14 protein-coding genes and 1 pseudogene are annotated in these 16829 nt (G+C 65.3%); 6 read left to right on the top strand and 9 right to left on the bottom strand.

Annotated features, from left to right (window positions below; genetic code table 11):
- The first annotated feature begins 309 nt into the window (after positions 1–309).
- A complete protein-coding gene (locus BM228_RS31160; protein WP_092046845.1) occupies positions 310–735 on the top strand; it encodes a hypothetical protein in 426 nt (141 codons plus the stop codon).
- Positions 736–1094: 359 nt separating this feature from the next.
- Here the strand turns inward: BM228_RS31160 and BM228_RS34285 are convergent, their stop codons facing one another.
- From BM228_RS34285 to BM228_RS31140, 3 genes are all read right to left on the bottom strand, one after another.
- Entirely contained in the window at positions 1095–1439 is a 345-nt protein-coding gene (locus tag BM228_RS34285) for a hypothetical protein (RefSeq protein WP_208612137.1), read from the bottom strand.
- A 652-nt stretch (positions 1440–2091) separates the two neighbouring features.
- Positions 2092–2523: a hypothetical protein gene (locus tag BM228_RS31150; protein WP_092046840.1), complete on the bottom strand. Its 432-nt coding sequence runs from the start codon at positions 2521–2523 to the stop codon at positions 2092–2094.
- A 1401-nt stretch (positions 2524–3924) separates the two neighbouring features.
- Positions 3925–4779 (bottom strand): helix-turn-helix domain-containing protein, encoded by an 855-nt coding sequence (locus BM228_RS31140; RefSeq protein WP_092046835.1) that lies wholly within the window; start codon positions 4777–4779, stop codon positions 3925–3927.
- A gap of 296 nt (positions 4780–5075) precedes the next feature.
- Here BM228_RS31140 and BM228_RS31135 point away from each other — a divergent pair, with 296 nt between their 5' ends.
- Complete coding sequence (locus BM228_RS31135; RefSeq protein ID WP_244537407.1) at positions 5076–5357, top strand: hypothetical protein; 282 nt, start codon at positions 5076–5078, stop codon at positions 5355–5357.
- Between the two features lie 280 nt (positions 5358–5637).
- On the opposite strand, the gene BM228_RS31130 is transcribed toward BM228_RS31135, so the two are convergent.
- Complete coding sequence (locus BM228_RS31130) at positions 5638–8991, bottom strand: PAS domain S-box protein (protein ID WP_092046829.1); 3354 nt, start codon at positions 8989–8991, stop codon at positions 5638–5640.
- A 323-nt stretch (positions 8992–9314) separates the two neighbouring features.
- On the opposite strand from BM228_RS31130, the gene BM228_RS31125 reads away from it, so the two are divergent.
- The 3 genes and pseudogenes from BM228_RS31125 to BM228_RS35685 all read left to right on the top strand — a co-directional run bounded on the left by BM228_RS31125 (position 9315) and on the right by BM228_RS35685 (position 11253).
- On the top strand, positions 9315–9641 hold the full coding sequence (locus tag BM228_RS31125; protein WP_092046827.1) for an HU family DNA-binding protein: 327 nt from the start codon (positions 9315–9317) through the stop codon (positions 9639–9641).
- A gap of 22 nt (positions 9642–9663) precedes the next feature.
- On the top strand, positions 9664–10392 hold the full coding sequence (locus BM228_RS31120; protein WP_092046824.1) for a Crp/Fnr family transcriptional regulator: 729 nt from the start codon (positions 9664–9666) through the stop codon (positions 10390–10392).
- A gap of 457 nt (positions 10393–10849) precedes the next feature.
- Positions 10850–11253 (top strand): annotated as a pseudogene (locus BM228_RS35685) (hypothetical protein).
- On the opposite strand, the gene BM228_RS31110 reads toward BM228_RS35685, so the two are convergent.
- On the bottom strand, positions 11244–11651 hold the full coding sequence (locus tag BM228_RS31110) for a helix-turn-helix domain-containing protein (RefSeq protein WP_092046821.1): 408 nt from the start codon (positions 11649–11651) through the stop codon (positions 11244–11246). The pseudogene BM228_RS35685 and the gene BM228_RS31110 overlap by 10 nt on opposite strands.
- A gap of 230 nt (positions 11652–11881) precedes the next feature.
- Here BM228_RS31110 and BM228_RS31105 point away from each other — a divergent pair, with 230 nt between their 5' ends.
- The gene (locus tag BM228_RS31105; protein ID WP_092046820.1) at positions 11882–12133 is read left to right on the top strand and encodes a hypothetical protein; all 252 of its coding nucleotides are present in this window, start codon (positions 11882–11884) and stop codon (positions 12131–12133) included.
- Between the two features lie 298 nt (positions 12134–12431).
- Here the strand turns inward: BM228_RS31105 and BM228_RS31100 are convergent, their stop codons facing one another.
- The 4 genes from BM228_RS31100 to BM228_RS31080 all read right to left on the bottom strand — a co-directional run bounded on the left by BM228_RS31100 (position 12432) and on the right by BM228_RS31080 (position 16765).
- Positions 12432–12800: a hypothetical protein gene (locus tag BM228_RS31100; protein WP_092046817.1), complete on the bottom strand. Its 369-nt coding sequence runs from the start codon at positions 12798–12800 to the stop codon at positions 12432–12434.
- Between the two features lie 832 nt (positions 12801–13632).
- The gene (locus BM228_RS31090) at positions 13633–14076 is read right to left on the bottom strand and encodes a hypothetical protein (protein WP_092046812.1); all 444 of its coding nucleotides are present in this window, start codon (positions 14074–14076) and stop codon (positions 13633–13635) included.
- Between the two features lie 92 nt (positions 14077–14168).
- Positions 14169–15344: a YihY/virulence factor BrkB family protein gene (locus BM228_RS31085; RefSeq protein ID WP_092046809.1), complete on the bottom strand. Its 1176-nt coding sequence runs from the start codon at positions 15342–15344 to the stop codon at positions 14169–14171.
- A gap of 240 nt (positions 15345–15584) precedes the next feature.
- A protein-coding gene (locus tag BM228_RS31080) for an IS3 family transposase (protein WP_092046615.1) occupies positions 15585–16765 on the bottom strand; the annotation gives its coding sequence in 2 pieces (ribosomal slippage) (positions 15585–16504 and positions 16504–16765; 1182 coding nt in all).
- Positions 16766–16829: the final 64 nt, after the last annotated feature.

The following is a 16829-nucleotide window of genomic DNA, read 5'->3' as shown; positions in this document are numbered from 1 at the left end:
GATGCCGTAAGGGCGCGCTGGGGCAGTGGATCAAGGGGTGGAATGCGAGGCTGGACGGCAGGTGGCTTGATCCGGCCAACCCGAAGCCGTGCCAGTGGGCTGGTCCTCTTTGCCGGCATCCCCGTCACGCTTCTTCCCCTTGCCTGCCCAGGGGCGTTGCATAGGCGAACGCGCATTGAAGCGTTAGCCACAGCTAAGCTTCCGACGGTAACAGGGGACGCGTCGGTGACATGCCGCTGGCCCTGGGCGACCCGTGAAGGCGCCCTACGGCTACGCTTCCTTCACTCCTGGTGGCACCGTGCCGCCGTCATGCCGATCCGGCCCGAGCATCGCTTCTTCTACCCGATCGACTGGCGCGAGCTGTCGATGGCGATCCGCTTTGGCCGGGCGCAGGGGCGCTGCGAGAGCTGCGGGCGACCACACGGGCGAATGGTCTACCACCTCGGCGATGGCCGCTGGTGGGACGCCGAGGCAAGGCGCTGGCGCGACGGCTGGGGGCGCCGGATCCGGATCAGGCCGGGCACCGACATCCTCGGCCGCGCTCGCCGAACCCATGTCGTCCTGGCCGCCGCCCATCGGGATCACGACACGGCCAACAACGCGGACGCCAACCTCGCGGCCTTCTGCCAGCGCTGCCACATGATCCACGACCAACCGGAGCATCAGAGGCGGCGTAGGCGCACGCTGTTCCGGCGGAAGGCGATGGGCGATCTGTTCGGCGGTCCCTATGCCTAGGACAACCCGGCTTGTTGCTGTTGATGGCGCGGCTACGTAGGTCGCCTGGGACAAAGCTTAGGCGTATACCTAGATTGCATTGGTCGCCTCACTTTGCCCCGATTTGAGACCGGTTAATGCGCCATTAACGAATGCGGATGCTGGTTCACCTGATCAAAAGGAACCTGATCCATGATCTCGACCGGCCTCTTGTTCGTGATCAGCGCGGCCCTCTCTGCCGCTGCCGCGGGTGCCGTCAGCGATCCAGACTCTCGCGGCAAATAGCCTTAGCTTCACGCAGTACTGTCAGGTGTGACGGCCCGGAGACAGCGGCGATTTCTTGCCCTGCTGGCTCTTCTCAGCCTTCGAAGCGGCACAGTTCAGCCGCCACAACGATCGGATCGAACCCCGCCTCCGGTCCTCGCGATGCTCGCTGCAGCCCGCTCCTTTTTCCGACAGAACCGCGAGGGTAGCGCGGTGCTTGGGTCTTCCGCCTTGTTCATGACCGGGGCCATAACGCTGATCTGGCTGCTCGGCTGAGTCTGCAGGTTCTGCCGTCGTCGCAGACGCAGCGACAGGATCAGTGCGCCGGGCCAGAACACGAGGCTGAGTAGAGCAACCGGTGCGAGGGCGCGGCCCTTCCACCATGTGATCGCAACCGGCAGGACCAGACCGGGGGTCGCGACCGCAAGGAAGGCCCAGAATTTAAGGTCGGATAGGTCCATATGAGATCCGTAGATGAGGAACGGGCTCACGGAAGCGCGATTGCCTTGTTGCCGCAGGGTTGGCTTCTGCATCTGACCGGCGGTCAATAGGGAGATACGCCGATGAGAACAGCACTGACTATCGCCACCATCCTCATCCTTGCCGGCCCAGCCTTCGCTGCGGAAGGTGGTTCGAGCCGCTCCGGGACCGCGAACAGCACGGGCGCCAACGATGCAGGTTCGGGCTCGTCGCCTGGTGCGGCGGGGAGTGGTCCTTCGACAGGCGGAATGAGCCGTTCCGGCACCACGAACAGCACTGGGGCGAACGACGCGGGATCAGGATCCAAGCTTGGCGGAACGAGCGGAACTCCCGGCAACCGCTGATTTTCGACCGAGCCGGAGGGTCTTTCCGGCTCTCTCGTTCAGGGGATCATAACGCTCATAATAAAGGCCATGGGCCGGCGCTCCGCGGTCTCCAGTCCCGCCGCGCCGCACCGACCCTCACGTGACAGCCCGGCCGAGGCTTCACGGGCGGGGCGTAGGGAACTGGCCTACGCTCGCCTGTCGTCACATGCTTGTCCGCCGCCGCCTTGCGGTGTCGCGAACGCCTGGAGGCGCGCCGGCGGGAAGAGGCAGGGCTGTAGCAGCCGCGGGAGGAACTGTCGCGGTCAGCTCATCGGCGGCTGAGGGCCGTCCACTGCGTCACGACCGACTCGTCGGCCGGCATATAGGCGTCGACGATGGCACCCTTCCGGTTCACGACGCAGATCATCGCCGCCTCGCGTACCTCGTACATCATCGGCCGCTCGTAGGTGATGCGGAACCGCACCGGTGCGAAGTAGTCGCCCTTCTTGTCGGTCTTATCCGGGCCAGCTGAGACCGCCTCGACCTGCTTCATGCCGGCCTTGCCGGCCTCGCTCATGACGGTGGCTCGACAGGTCTCCACGGTTCGGTTGCGGCCCGGCACCTCGGGCAGGGGCTGACCTATGGTCTGCAGGGCGGCGGAAGTGCCCTTCACCAGGCCGGTGCCGGGTACCATCGACAGGATGGTCTGCTCTCCGGCTGCGGCCGATGCAGGTCCGATCGGCGCGATCTGCCAGGGCATCTGCCACGTGGCCGCTGAGGTGTCCGGCGCCGTAGGCGCATCCTGTGCCAACGCTGGGCCAGCCAGGGCAGAGATGAGGGTAGCGCAGCAGATCGAACGAACGAACATCACGGATCTCCTTCTTCGCGGGGGTGAACGAGGGGCCGCGGCATCGCACTAATCCGTCGGCGCAAGGGCTGGTGGCAGCGTCCAGGGTGCGGACGGCGCAGAAGTAGGTGACGGGCCGGCCGAGCGCTCGGCTCGTGCTCGGTGCAGGGAGGCGTGCGCGATCTTGCCGGCATCGACCCGTACCCGAGCCGATCTCGGCAAGCCAATGATGCTCGCCGTCTGCTCGGCGTCGCGGTAGGGCACCCGCACCTGAGACGCCGTCGCCACTACCCTTGGCTGACGCAGCGATCGAGCGTGCCCTGCGGGGTCAGGCTTCAGGATTGGCAAGGTCACCGCCCGGACGTCAGGCGGCGTGATCGGGCTCGTTCGATCCGCCACCTGCTGCTTAGGATCTGGGTTGAGCCCCGCCACGCGTTCGGGTGGGCGCGAAGTGGTGATCGTCGGTGCGGGATTAACGAGGACCTCGGTCGGGGCCTGTGTCTGCATCGCACGAGGCGACAGGATCGGCGCAGGGGTCGGACCCGTCGGCAGGGTATGCGTCAGTCCCGGCTCGGCTCGATCCTCCGATTGTCGCGGCACATCCAGTTCGAGCGTCGCGACCACAGACGGCGGGACCGATGTTCCGACATCGCGGCGGTCGGTGGGCTCATTCCAGACGGGAGACCGTTCGTACGTCAGATGAGCCGCATCAAGGGGAGCGCGGCCGATCAATGGCAGACGCGGGTTGGCGCGAGGCGGCAGGAATACTGGCTGCTCCCCCATGTCCGCCGGGCCTGGATCCAGGAAGGTGCGCGGTCCGTCCGCAGGTGGTGAGGCATCCGGATCCTCTCGCGTCGATAGCGGCCCAGTCAGGTGCGGGACCTCTACCCAGGACGGAAAGATGACGGGAGCTTCGACAGGCATAGCAGGTGGCGTGTGGTGCGTAGAGGTCGGGGGCATCCAACCGTTGGGAGGGGCAAGCCACGCTGCGCCTGTTGCGAGCAATGCGAGAGTAGATAAGCAGGAAATTGAGATCGTAGCGTAGGCTGACAGCGGGTCACCGCGCCTGACGACCCTGAGGTGCCGGGCGACGCCGATGGGCTCCAGGTCGCCGACTATGGCCGAACCGCGATTTAACATCTGTTAGAAACTGGGCTGACCCAGGAACAGTTCAAGTCTGCGGCAAAGTCGAATTACAAGCAGCCGAAGACCGTTAAAAGTGCATTCGCGCAACCTGAAGACTCAGGTGTGCCAGAGCGCCCACTCTAAAACGGCGCATTCGATTTGTTCGTAATACCGTCCGCCCGCAGACCCTCACCGCATGGCTCGGCCCGTCCCACCGCCCGCGCGAATTCTCGTCCGGCCTGATCGGTCGAGGTCAACCGCCGCTTGTCGGCAGCCCTTTTCCGGCTCCGCTGGTCTCGTTTTCCCCAGATCTGGAACCTCAGTAGGCGTGCGCTTCGCGGATTTGCACCCTATCCCCTCCCAGGCAGGGTCATGACGGCCCTCCCTTCGGACAGGGGTAGGCCAGGCGGCATTCCCCTTCCGAGCCAGCCGGAGCCAGGCTAGCCATTCGGGTGAGACGATCCGCACGATGTTGGTGTCGTTGCGGAAGCCCGTTATCTGGCGCTCCTCGACCGTGAGCAGTCCGAGCTTCTTGGCCTCCCGGATAGCGTTGCGCACGGTGGTCTCGGCTACGCCCACGATGGCGGCGAGATGGCCCACGGCCAGCCGGCAGTCCTTCCGGCGCGCGACCTCGGCCGCCACGAGGGCGAGGACCGCCTGCTCGGCCAGCGTGAACCGGGCCGCTAGCCCCGGTGGAAGCCGCCCCGAGGCGGCCCAACGGCGACGGCGCTCCATCGAGGCATCCGTCCGCGGGCGCGAGCCGACGGCCCTCCTGGGCGATCCTACACGATCCTGGGCGATGCCGGGATCCTCGGCATGGGCGGTCCCCAGATTGGGGGAGCGCAAAACCTGAGTGGCGCTCAGGTTATCGCCCCGCCGAGGGGCCGAAACGGTTCTCGCCTCGATCAGCTCGGACAGCGCCTCGGCCTCGGCCTCCGTGACCTTCCCATCGCTGTAGGCGCGCCAAAGCGCAGCCGTGACGGCGGGCAACGCGGCGCGCGCGGCCCCCTCCGCCTGTCGGCGGATCTCGTCGGCATAGTTCATCGAACCCGGTCCCTCACGGGCCGCGGCTAGGGTCCAGGCAAAGCCTTCCCGTTGACGGAAACAGGTTCCGACTCGACGCCAGGGAGGTGCCTCATGGCTTGTGCGGCTTGAAAAACCGGCCCATAGGCGACTTAGAATTCCGATGGACTCCTCGTTTGGAGATGGAAGCCCATTGGCTTTTCAGGGGTCGGCTTGCGGCGGCATGGTCTCCTGGTGGTGCCGGCGACTCGCGCAGAGCGCGCGCCCGCCCAACATGGCATGTCGGCGGGACGGCACGGTTCAGTCCACGTCAGGGAATGATCAGCGCGCCTATGACTGCCGCACTACCGACCGTCGCCGACCTGCGCAGGTCCGGCCGCATCAGCAGCCAGGAGATCGTCGCGGCGATCGACGCCTACATGATTGACCCGACGGCCGGCCCCTATCGGTTCGCCAGTGGCTACAGTCTCGACGTGTCCGCGCTCGTGGCCGCCAAGATCGACCCCACGGAGGTCGCTAACCGCGCCGGACCGCAGGAAAAGACGTTCCGAAACGCGGTCGCGGCCGTTGTCATGGCGACGCATCCGACGGCACCGTGACGTACAGGTATGCGTATCAGGGCTGCCATAGAGGTCGCCTTCGGTGCAGATGTCAGGCGTAGACCATAGGGGACCACCGACCCGGCTGGTGTAGCGCGGCGTGCGCATCCCGGACTTCGTTTTCCCATTCCCGTGGGGTCACCAGCCGCAAACGGGCAGACCTGTACAGAACCCCGCCCCATCGCGCGTTGCAGATTCTTATGGTCGCCATCAGTGGCTCTGACCGCGCCCCGATCAGAACCCGTCGCCGACACGATGACGATGCTGCCATGGAGTATTTTCAGGCCGCGCGCAGCGCTGCGATCTCGGCGATCGTTTCGGACGAACGGGCCCGCAGGACTTCGAAGAGCGGCTGGTAATCGTCGGCCGAGCGGCACACCATTTCGACGTCGCGGCAGAGAGCTGCCAGCGACGCAAAACCGATCATGCTCGCTGCGGAGATCATGGCATGCGCGTCTCCAGCAACTTGATCGCGATCATGTGTCAGCGATGAGGGTCCGAACCGGCTCGTGAGTTCGTCAGCCAGCATCGCCAGCAGGTCGACCATGCGCTCGTGGCCCACCATGGTCTGCATACCGTCGTAGACCGAATGGTCGATGCCGGGAGTCGGCGTTTTCCCAGTCCCGCCCGGAACCCAACGGTCGATCGTCGACAGCAGCGCTTCCTGCCGAAATGGTTTGCCGACATGGTCATCCATCCCCGCGGCGCGGAACTCTGCCACTTGCTCCGGCAGGACATTGGCTGTCATGGCCACGATCGGCACGCGGGCGACAACGCCATTCAGGGCGCGAATGCGCCGCGTCGCACTCATGCCGTCCATGCCGGGCATCTGCACGTCCATAAGCACCAGATCGTAGGCATTCGCTTGCACCGCCGCGACCGCTGAGGCGCCGTCAGCGACCACGTCGACGCGGTGCCCGGCGCGTTCCAGGATCGCTCGGGCGAGATCCTGGTTGAGCGGCACGTCCTCGGCCAGAAGCAGACGCCTGCCCAAGCGGTTGCCCGCAATCGAGGGGGGCTGCTCCGCGATAGTCGGCTCCGATGCCATAGGTAGATCGATCGCGAACCAGAAGGTCGAGCCGCGGCCAACCTCGCTCTCGACGCCGATCGCACCGCCCATACGTTCGACGAGTGCCTTCGAGATCGCCAGCCCCAACCCACTCCCGCCGTAGTCGCGTCCGATCGAGCCATCGACTTGGCTGAAGCGCTGAAACAGGCGGTTGCGCTTGTCCGCCGGTATGCCGATGCCGGTGTCCCGGATCGAGCAGCGCATACGGACGGCGTCCTCGGACATGGCATCCACGGCCACGTTCAGATCGATCCGACCCCGCGCGGTGAACTTCACGGCGTTGTTGAGCAGATTCAGAAGCACCTGCCGCAGCCGGTCCTCGTCACCGAGCAGCCAAGCGGGCACAGTGGGGTCGAAGCTGACGGCCAGCGTCAGTCCCTTCGCCTCGGCCGAGCCGCGAACGATCGACACCGTGTTGTCGATCAGCGCGACGGGCGCCAACGGCTGCGGTACGATCTCGACCTGTCCGGCCTCCAGCTTCGAGAAGTCGAGCACGTCGTTGACCACGGTCAGGAGTGCCGCGCCGGCCGTGCGGATGCGTTCGGCGTGCTGACGTGCGCGCAAACCGAGGTTCGGTTCCTCGCACAGCAGATCCGCGTAACCGATCACCCCGTTGAGGGGGGTCCGGATCTCGTGGCTCATCGAGGCCAGGAACTCGGACTTGGCGTGGCTCGCGGCCTCGGCCAGGACTCGGGCCGTCTCCGCCTCATGCGTCCGCTCGGCCACGCGCTGGGCCAGTGTCGCGTTCAGGTCGCGCAGGGCCATCTCAGCCGCATCGCGCGCCGTGTCGTCGCGTACCGTGAGCACGGCGCCGATCTGTGCGCCGTCGTGCCCGAGGAGCGGCTGGGCGTTGCCGATGGCGACGACCTCGGTGCCATCCGTCCGCCGGACCCGCCAGCGCGCGTCCCGCACGATCTGCCCGCCTACCGCGCGCGCAAGCGGCAGGTCGCAAGGCGGGTGAGGACGGCCATCCTCGGTGAACAGATGATAGGTGTCGCTGTAGGCATCCGGCTCCACGTCGAGCCGAGCCACGCCATGGATATCGGCTGCCGCCTTGTTGACCAGCGTGATCCTCCCGGCTGCGTCCGTGACGATGACGCCCTCGGCAAGCTGGGCCAGGATGGCTGCACTCGTAGCGGTGGTGAAATCTGCGAGGGCACGCGCCTCCTGCAACTGCGCCTCTGCCACGGAGCGGTAACGCGCGTCGCTCTCGCGAAGCGCATCCTCCATGGCCTTGCGCTGGGTGATGTCACGCAGCGTCGCGACGTACCCGTCCGCACGGCCTGTGACCGCGTCGTGGGTGAGGCTGAAGGAGATCTCCAGCCAGATCCAAGTCCCGTCCACATGCCGGTAACGCTGACAGGTCCTCGTGCGCTCGACGCGCCCTGCAGTCAGGTCGGCAAGGGTGAAAGCGTAGCCTGCGGCGTCGTCGGGATGGACAAAGTCGAGCGGCCTGGAACCGATCAATTGATCGGGGGCGTAGCCAAGCACTGCCGTAACGGCGGGAGAAACGTACCGCCGGGTCGTATCGAGATCGCACCAGATGATGATGTCGGTGGCGTTTTCGGCGAGCAGCCGGTGACGTACTTCGCTCGCGCGGATGAGCATATCGGTCGCTTCGCGCCGATCGATCTCGCGCCCGAGGAGGAGTAGGGCGACGACGAGTACGAGAGTCAAACCACCGCCGAGTGCTCCTTGGGTAAGCGCGGACTGGCGCCAGGGAGCCAGCACCGCGTCCCGCGCCAGTGAGGCGCCGACGTAGAGCGGGTAGCCGTCGAGAAAGCCGAATGCGATGACGCGCTCGACGCCGTCCGTCGCTCCGGGTGACCAAAACGGCTTACTGTCCCTTTTGAGGGCGAAGCGCTGGTAGTTTTCAGAGGAGGCGAAATTCCGCCCTATCAGGTCCGGCACGTGCGGGGAACGCACGAGTAGAGTGCCGTCCGTGCGCCAGAGATTGAGCAGGGCGGTGGGACCGTTGTCGATGGCGTCGTAGACGGCTTGGAATGCCTCTGCGTCGAGCACGGCTTGGACGAGGCCAGCGAAGGCTCCATCGGGACCTTCGATGCGGCGTGCAATCGGTAAGACGAGCTTGCCTGTCAGGCTTCCGACGAGCGGCCGGCCTATGGCCAGACTGTCGCCGGGCCGGTCTCTCAGGGCCTTGAAATAGTCGCGGTCGCTTACGTTGAGCGGGCGGGTCGGGAACGAGGCCGCCTCGACGATCGATTTGCCATCGCGATCGATCACCACGATGTTGCTGAGGCCGCGCGAACGGGAGAAATGCTCACGCAAAGCCGAGTGCAACGACTCGGGTCGCAGATCCGTCGCGCGAGGGCCGAGGAGCGCAGCTACAGCTCGCAGGTAGGCATCGGTGACTTCGATGGTACGGGCGGCATGGTGCTCCAGGGCACGGGCAGTGTTGGCCACCCGCTGCTCGGCTTCGGCGAGTTCCTGGCCGCGCTGCAAGAGCAGGTTGTGTGCGAGGAACGCGGGGATGCCGAGGCCGATCGCAACGGCGGCAGATCGCGCGAGGACGCCTCGTCTCAGCTTCATCCGTGCCCCGAACATCGACCGTAGTCCTGCGACGCGTAGTTCGCCGCGCCTCGTGACTTTCGGTGACGGAAGCACGGCGTGGTAAATGTATGGTGTGATCGCCGGGCCGTGCGATGGTGTTCAGCGGTCGCAGGCTATGCCGGACGCCAAAGTCGTCTCCACCAACGGACTCAGATTTCTGACACCTTTCCGATCGCGCAGCCCCACCCCATGAGTCGATCGGGCCGCGGCTGAACGACCGATCTCACCACCGCGAGCCGATAAGCAACGCGGCCCGTCACCGAGAATGCCGCTACGCAGTTGCGATCCGGTGAACGACGACGCAGCATCGAGCGGCAATAGTCCGATCCGAGCTTATCAGCCGCATGGCGGAGCAGAGCCCACACCTTTACGAGAAGAGGATCGGACCGGTCATCCTGACGATCATCCCCACCATGTCGTATGCCCTGGCTCGCGGGGAACGGGTCGAGCTGCACGTCTTCGGTGCGTTCGAGGTCACGGTGCGTGTCGCCCGGAGTGGACGTGATCCGCGAACCGGCGAGACAGTGCAGGTCGAGGCCAGAGCCAGTGTCCATTTCAACCCCGGAGAGGCGATGGGTGTGCGGTTGAAACTCGGCACTATCGACACGGCGGCAGCGGCGGATTTGCTACGGAAGGCGTCGTAAGACAACTGCATACCGACGCTCGATGACACCGTTTTCACGACACCCGCTCGACGCAGCGATCCTCAACCTCGGAGGCGCCCACCAGTTCTCGGAGGCGGAGCAGTCGGCCATCAAGAAGTTGCCGATTACCATTAGACTGTTCCGTCCCCAACAGGACATCGTTCATGAAAATGGTCCCTCGACACAATGCTGCATCATCCTCGACGGGTGGACTTGCCGCCACCAATCGTTCGAGGCGGGCCATCGCCAGATTTCGTCCTTGCATATTCCAGGCGACCTGCCTGACCTGCAGAGCCTGCACCTGAACGATCCAGACTTCGGCATGACCGCACTGACAAAGGCGAGGGTGGCCTTCGTTCCGCACGCGAACATGCACAGGCTGATAGAGCGCTTTCCGGCGATCGGGACGGCGTTTCGGCGCGAGGCGCAGGTCAGTGCCGCGATCCAACGGGCATGGCTGAGCAGCCTTGGCCGGCGGGACGCACGGGGGCGCCTCGCGCATCTGTTCTGCGAGCTGTACCTACGGCTTGGGGCGGTAGGGATCACTGACGGCTACATCTTGCCGATGCCACTCCGGCAGACTGACCTCGCCGACGCAGTAGCGCTGACACCCGTCCATGTTAACCGGACGCTGAAAGATTTTCGGATATCCGGCTTAATCAAGCTTCAAGTTCGTAAGCTTGAAATCTTGGATTGGCCGGGCCTGCGAGCGGTGAGTGAGTTAAACCCACAGTATCTGCACCAAAAATAAACCAGACCTACGGCTTCTAGCATTTTAGGAGATCGCTGATTAACATGTTCGAGCCTTGGAGCAGCCGACATCGACCTAAAGAGTTTGCCACACATCGACGCCCGGTGGTGTCGATGGATCGCCACTTCTTTGACGAGGACGATGGCGATCTCGGCCGGGACGATGAAGGTGGCCACACTCGATAACCTTCAGGCCGCCACCATCTTTGAGGTCACAGACTCCGCCGCCGTCGCAACGACGGCGCTAGGATTGGCGCATCAGGCCAGAACGCTTGGCTCAGCACCGCGATCCGCACGACTCTGCGGCCCTTCCATCACACGTTGATCACCGGCACGCATGGGCCGAGACTGGCGATGCTGAGGGACGCCCAGAATTCAAGGTCGACCGGACCATGAACGGTAAGTAAGGGCGTTCTGCCGCTACGCTGTCTTCACCACGGCTGGCACACTGGCCCACTGTGCCGATCCGGCCCGAGCACCGCTTCTTCTACCCGATCGACTGGCGCGAGCTGTCGATTGCGATCCGCTTCGGCCGCGCAGTGCCGCTGCGAGAGCTGCGGGCGACCGTATGGGCGGGATGGCCTATCATCTCGGCGACGGACGCTGGTGGGAAACAGACGCCGCCCGCCGGCGCGATGGATGGGGACGCCGGGGCCGGATCAGGTCGGGCACCGACATCCTTGGTCGGGCCGCCGGACCCATGTCTTATTGGCAGGAGCGCATCGGGATCACGACATCGCCAAGCTCGCGGCCTTCCGTCAACGCTGCTACATGATCCACGACCGGCAGGAGCATCAGAGACGGCGGCACGCTATTCCAGCGGAAGGCTATGGGCGATCTGTTCGGTTGGCCCTATGCGTGAGCATCGCGCGTTTGTTGCATCGTAGCGGCGGCTTTCACGATCGAGAGGATGCTATCGCGTGTGGTCTCGTCGGCGATGCCCGTGAACGCGACGACGAGTTCCACCGCCTTCGGGTCATTGAAGAAGGCCAGGGCAACGGCCTCCCGGTCATCGTTTCCCTGTGATCCGGCAAAAAACGCCTCGACCGGCACCTTGAGCTGATCGGCGATCCTCTGCAGCCGGCTGGCGCCGATGCGATTGCGACCCTTCTCGTATTTCTGGACCTGCTGGAAGCTGACTCCAATGGCGTGGCCGAGCGCGGTCTGACTCAGACCCTGTGCCGCCCGAATCGCCGCGATCCGGCTGCCGATCTCGCGGTCGGCTTCGGTCGCCAACTTCGGCGCATTGGTGGAGGTCATCGCAGGATCAGCTTTCTACTAGGGGGAGGGCGGAACGCGCGGCTGCCGGTCCAATCGGCTAAACCCGACCCAGGATTGTACCTCATTACGTTGCACAACCGTTAGTGCCGCGGTGCAACAGCTGCAACTTGTGCAGGGCACAAGTGCAACCCTGGGTGTTTCACGATTTGGGCCTTCATCGTATCGCTCTCGTGAGGGCGATAGGCCCTCCTGAGATCGGGGCACCCTTCATGGACGAGATCGAGGAGCGGCGGCACGTCGTGCTGCGCAACCTCGCGGCGCACGCCGGCCCAGCACGAGGCCGTCTGTGCCTGTCCCTGGACAACGCGGCCTGCTTGGCACGCCTGGCGCCCGAGGTCATCACGGCCATCGAGAACGGTAGCAGCTGTGTGACTTCGCTCGCTGTGCTGACACGGCTCGCGCTGTTCCTCGGGCTGACCGAGCTTGGCGTGCCGCGCCCTCGACCCGCCGGGATGGAGTAGTCGTGCGCCAGAAAAGGCTCGCCGGGGGAAACTTCGGCCTAGGCCGGCACGTACCGCTGGCCCATGAGCGACCGAGACGACCAGCCTACCGCCCTAAATGCCGCATTAGCGGCGCAGATCCTTGCCGCCCGCATACGCGGCGCCTACTCGATCGAGACCTTGGCGGTGCTCGCCCGGGTTGAGCCCGAGGCGATTGTCGGGCTTGAGAATGGCGCGCCACACATCGACGCGGGGAGCCGGGACCGGGTCATGGACGTGCTCGGTCTACGTCCAGATGGTCATCCCTCCCCCGTGCGCCTTACTGATCCCACCCTGTCCGATACGCGCCGCCAAGGCTGATCTGACGTCGCCCACCGCCACCGTGCATGCCATGGCTCGGCGCCGGATAGGGCTGACGCGACAGTTCATCCAGAGCGTCGCCGACGGGCCCGCCGACCCGATACAAGCAGGTTCGCTCGCATGTCGCCGCGACGCGCACGCCGATCTCGTGCGTATGGCTCCGGCCATACAGCCACAGGGCTAGACGCGCCCGCGTCGCCTCCGGGATGCCGTCGAGGAGATCGAGCAGTGTCTCGGGGGCAGCCCGCCTCAGGCGCGTCGCGAGCCCCGGCGACACCGGGCAGTCGTCCGCGAAATCCTCCACGGTGACCGGACGGACCTGGTTCACGCACGATACCTGCAAGCTGTGGCCCGTATGTTGAGAGCCTAGGGTTAACCAAAGCTCCCGATAGCGGCGACGTCGTGCGGATCGATGGTCAACGGCACCAGGAGGCGGCCCCGCACCAACGCATCCGCGCGACCGACCCGGTCACGATAGGGTCGCCAACGAGACGATGCTCGGCACCCTCCAGCTTCGGCTTGTTCGCCTCGACCAACATGGCCGCGGAGAAACAGCACAGCATCAGGCTGCCGACCCACAGGATGGCTCGGAGGGCGCGAGTGGTACGCTTCGACATACGTCCCAGCATGGTGTCGGTGCGTTAGCAAACCCTTGCACGTGATATGCGGGTACGTAGCTTCCCCCGTTCCCTCCAAGCTGCGTCGTGCGGTGTCGGGGGATCGCGTGAATCGCAGCGCAGCCATGAACCGCTCGGCAGCCACTCCGGCACACACCGATCGCTCGTTGTTTGCAACGGATTGCGTTCATGCGTGCGCGGGTATGGCTCGCCCTGAGGCTGCTGGTGCGCGTCGTCGATGGTCACGCCCCGCGCGGACGAGCGTCGCGCAACCCCGATGCCGAATTTGCGCCGATATCTCGACTGAGGGCCCGGCCCGCGCCGTAGCAGCCTGGACGATTACATGCGCTAAACTGAGCTGGAGGCTTTCGCCGCCGGCACTCCGGGACACTAAGGCATCCGGCTCGGCCGCCCCACAAAGCTCGTTCGCCAGCCTCCAGGGGTTCGCTGACATCAGTACGATCCGGGTCTTCCCACCCTTGCCGTAGACGGTCGCTTGCACGGCGCTGTCGCGAGCCACGATGGCTGCTCGGTTTCGAACGTTCAGCCCTTCGGTCGCATGTTGCAGACCGAGCAGTAGCCACCACCAATCTGGATCCACTTCGCGTCGCCGAGCGTGCCGGCGGCCTTCGCCGCATGGTAGCTTTCCAGGCAGGTGTGCATCCGCGCCTTGCCGGCCGACTCCTTGGCGTATTTCGGATCGACCGCGGACGGATATGCAGCCGTCGATCGTGCCGCCGCCGAGGTCGGCGTTGGTTTCGCGGCGCCCGTCACCATTGAATTGGGGACCGTGTTGGTCGCGGCCTCCGGCGCAGCGCCGCACTCGGCCTTGCGGAAGTCGCCCCACTTCTGCCCGTTGAGCGTCCCGCCCTGCTTGGCAGCCTGGTAATTCACCGCGCAGTCCTTGGCGGACAGGGCTGTTGCAGGAGTAGCGAGTATGCCAGCGCCCGAAACGAGGGGTGTGGCGGAGAGTATGGGACGTGCCATGACGGGTGGCCTCCGAGATTCGGCGGGACGCGCGCGATGAGGCGTTCTTGATTACAGCCCGTCGAGACGCTTCCGAGGCTATCGCTGCCGACTTACTCCGCCGCCGCACCGACGCTGTCGGCCATCTTCGCTCCCCGCGTGCCCAGAGGCTGGGGCTTGCCCACCGTGGTGTCCTCGGCGGTCTGATGCTCCATCTCGGCGTTCACCTGGGCACCCAGCAACACGATGATCGTCGAGATCCAGATCCAGGTCATGAACCCGATCGCCGCCCCGAGCGAGCCGTAGGTCTTGTTGTAGCTGCCGAAATGGGCGACGTACCACGAGAACAGCAGCGAGCCGCCGAGCCATAGCACGGCCGCCACGGCACTGCCGCCGGTGACCCAGTGCCAGCGCGGCGCATCCCGGCTCGGACCGTAGCGATAAAGGACCGCCAAGCCGCCGAGCACGGCGAGCAGCAATGCGGGCCAGCGCAGCAGGGCCAGCCACCACGCGTCTTTGCCGACACCGATGAAATCGAACACGATGGGCAGCACGACGACGGCGCCGAGGGCGAGGATCAGGAACGCCAGCGCGCCGGCGGTGAAGGCCAAGGAGACGAGGTTCAGGATGAAGAAATTGCGCTTCTCGCGCTCGTTGTAGACGAGGTTGAGCGCGTCGAAGACGTGCTTCATGCCGCCGTTGGCACTCCACACAGACAAGGCGACGCCGATGACCAGGCTGAGCCCCAGCGTGGCATCGCCCTTCTCGTTCAGCAGCCTGACCTGATCGCCGAGGATGTCGAGGGCCCCCTGGGGCATGATGCCCTGGAGGCTGGCGAGCTGGTCGTTGATGGTCGAGGCGTCCGCCACGAGCCCGTAGACCGAGACCAAGGCGGCGACGGCCGGGAAGATCGCCAGCAGCGCGAAGAAGGTGACACCGGCCGACACCAGCATGATCCGGTTCTCGCCGATATCCCGGTAGGTGCGCAGCGCGATGTCCTTCCAACCCTTGGCTGGGATCTCGGTCGGGCGCTTGGCTTGCCGTCCACGATCGGCCTGCGTGCGGGCTACTTCCTGGGCGTCACGACCACCGTGAGAGGGGGAGGTCTGGCGTGCCGCACCATCCCCGCTGTCCGAACCTGCTGCGGAAACGCCTGATCCTGCACGAGCCGTTCGCCGTGGCAGGGCCACGATGCCGATTAGGGCGGCGGTCAGCGCCAAGGTCCAGGCGAGGGAGTCCTCCTTCTCGACGGAGCTCGGCCGGGTGCGGTCTGACTGGGGGGACGCCATCTGAAACTTCCGCGTGCCAAGCTGCGCTGTTGCGACAGGGACAATAACGGTAGGTCGCTTCGATCGTTGCAACCAGAAGCTTCAGCGCACGATCTCTCAAGGCCAGGGACCGAAGGCGCCCCACCGGATCGATGCTCGCGCCGCCGCAAAACGTCATACAAGGCCGGTGCGGTCGCGACGATGTTAACTGATCTCGCAGCAGACTATGATCGGCCCCCACGAGGTGGTCCAAGAGTAAAGTTAGTGTGCGGTGGGCCGCTCCACCATGGGTCGCTTGGTCGGGGGAGCCGGTCGAGCGAGCGCAGCCGGCCAAGCGGTGAAGGCTGGCACGAACACCTCCGGGGCAGGTGGGCGGTATCCGAGCGACGCGTGGGGGCGGACAGCGTTGTAGTGTCGTCTCCAGCTTTCAATCACGATCTGTGCCTCCTTCAGGGTGTAGAAGATCTCGCCATTCAAGAGTTCGTCCCGCAGGCGAGCGTTGAAGCTCTCGACATAGCCGTTCTCCCACGGCGAACCGGGGCTGATGTAGGCCGTCTTGGCACCGACCCCGGTGATCCAAGCCTGCACCGACTTGGCGATGAACTCCGGGCCATTGTCCGAACGAATGTGCACCGGCACCCCACGCAGGATAAACAGGTCGGAGAGCACATCGATCACATCGATCGCCTTCAGCTTGCGGGCGACGCGGATAGCCAGGCATTCGTGCGTGAACTCGTCGACGACGTTGAGCATCCGGAACTTGCGTCCGTCATGCGTACGGGCCTCGACGAAGTCATACGACCAGACGTGGTTGCGGCACTCCGGGCGAAGACGGAGGCAGGAACCGTCGTTGTCCCAAATCCGCCCCCGCTTGGGCTGCTTGACCGGGACCTTCAGGCCCTCACGCCGCCAGATCCGCTCGACGCGCTTGTCGTTGACGAGCCACCCGGCCGCCTTCAACAACGCGCTGATCTTGCGGTAGCCATAGCGCCCATACTGCTCAGCCAACGCCACGAGGTCGGCCGTCAGTGCTTCTTCGTCATCACGGCCCCGCGGGACCTTGCGCTGTGTCGAGCGATGCTGACCAAGGGCCCGACAGGCGCGGCGCTCGGAGACGTGCAGGACGTCGATGATGTGCTCGACACAGGCGCGTCGGCGCGCGGGGCTCAGAAGTTTCCCCGGGACGCCTCCTGCAGGATCAGCTTGTCGAGGGTGAGGTCGGCGATTGCCTTGCGCAGCCGCTGGTTCTCGGTCTCCAGATCCTTCATCCGGCGCACCTGATCCGACTTCAGACCGCCAAACTCACGCCGCCACCGGTAGTACGTCACTGAACTCACGCCCAGGGCGCGAATGGCGTCAGAGACGCTCTGGCCCTGCGAGATCAGCACATCTGCCTGCCGTAGCTTGGCGACGATCTCCTCGGGCTTCGGGTGCTTGGCCATGTCGTCCGTCCTCCAGGCTCAAAAGCCATACCAAAGGGCGGACCACTTCAGTGGGGGCGGATCA

Source organism: Methylobacterium pseudosasicola, assembly GCF_900114535.1.
Taxonomy (GTDB): domain Bacteria; phylum Pseudomonadota; class Alphaproteobacteria; order Rhizobiales; family Beijerinckiaceae; genus Methylobacterium; species Methylobacterium pseudosasicola.
Note: the sequence above shows the minus strand (reverse complement) of the source record. Positions and strands in the feature narration are given on the sequence as shown.

Coding starts and splice junctions, on each gene's coding strand:
- BM228_RS31160 (WP_092046845.1), top strand. CDS start 310: ATGCCGATCCGGCCCGAGCATCGCTTCTTCTACCCGATCGACTGGCGC.
- BM228_RS34285 (WP_208612137.1), bottom strand. CDS start 1,439: ATGGACCTATCCGACCTTAAATTCTGGGCCTTCCTTGCGGTCGCGACC.
- BM228_RS31150 (WP_092046840.1), bottom strand. CDS start 2,523: ATGCCCTGGCAGATCGCGCCGATCGGACCTGCATCGGCCGCAGCCGGA.
- BM228_RS31140 (WP_092046835.1), bottom strand. CDS start 4,779: ATGAACTATGCCGACGAGATCCGCCGACAGGCGGAGGGGGCCGCGCGC.
- BM228_RS31135 (WP_244537407.1), top strand. CDS start 5,076: ATGATCAGCGCGCCTATGACTGCCGCACTACCGACCGTCGCCGACCTG.
- BM228_RS31130 (WP_092046829.1), bottom strand. CDS start 8,991: ATGTTCGGGGCACGGATGAAGCTGAGACGAGGCGTCCTCGCGCGATCT.
- BM228_RS31120 (WP_092046824.1), top strand. CDS start 9,664: ATGACACCGTTTTCACGACACCCGCTCGACGCAGCGATCCTCAACCTC.
- BM228_RS31110 (WP_092046821.1), bottom strand. CDS start 11,651: ATGACCTCCACCAATGCGCCGAAGTTGGCGACCGAAGCCGACCGCGAG.
- BM228_RS31105 (WP_092046820.1), top strand. CDS start 11,882: ATGGACGAGATCGAGGAGCGGCGGCACGTCGTGCTGCGCAACCTCGCG.
- BM228_RS31090 (WP_092046812.1), bottom strand. CDS start 14,076: ATGGCACGTCCCATACTCTCCGCCACACCCCTCGTTTCGGGCGCTGGC.
- BM228_RS31085 (WP_092046809.1), bottom strand. CDS start 15,344: ATGGCGTCCCCCCAGTCAGACCGCACCCGGCCGAGCTCCGTCGAGAAG.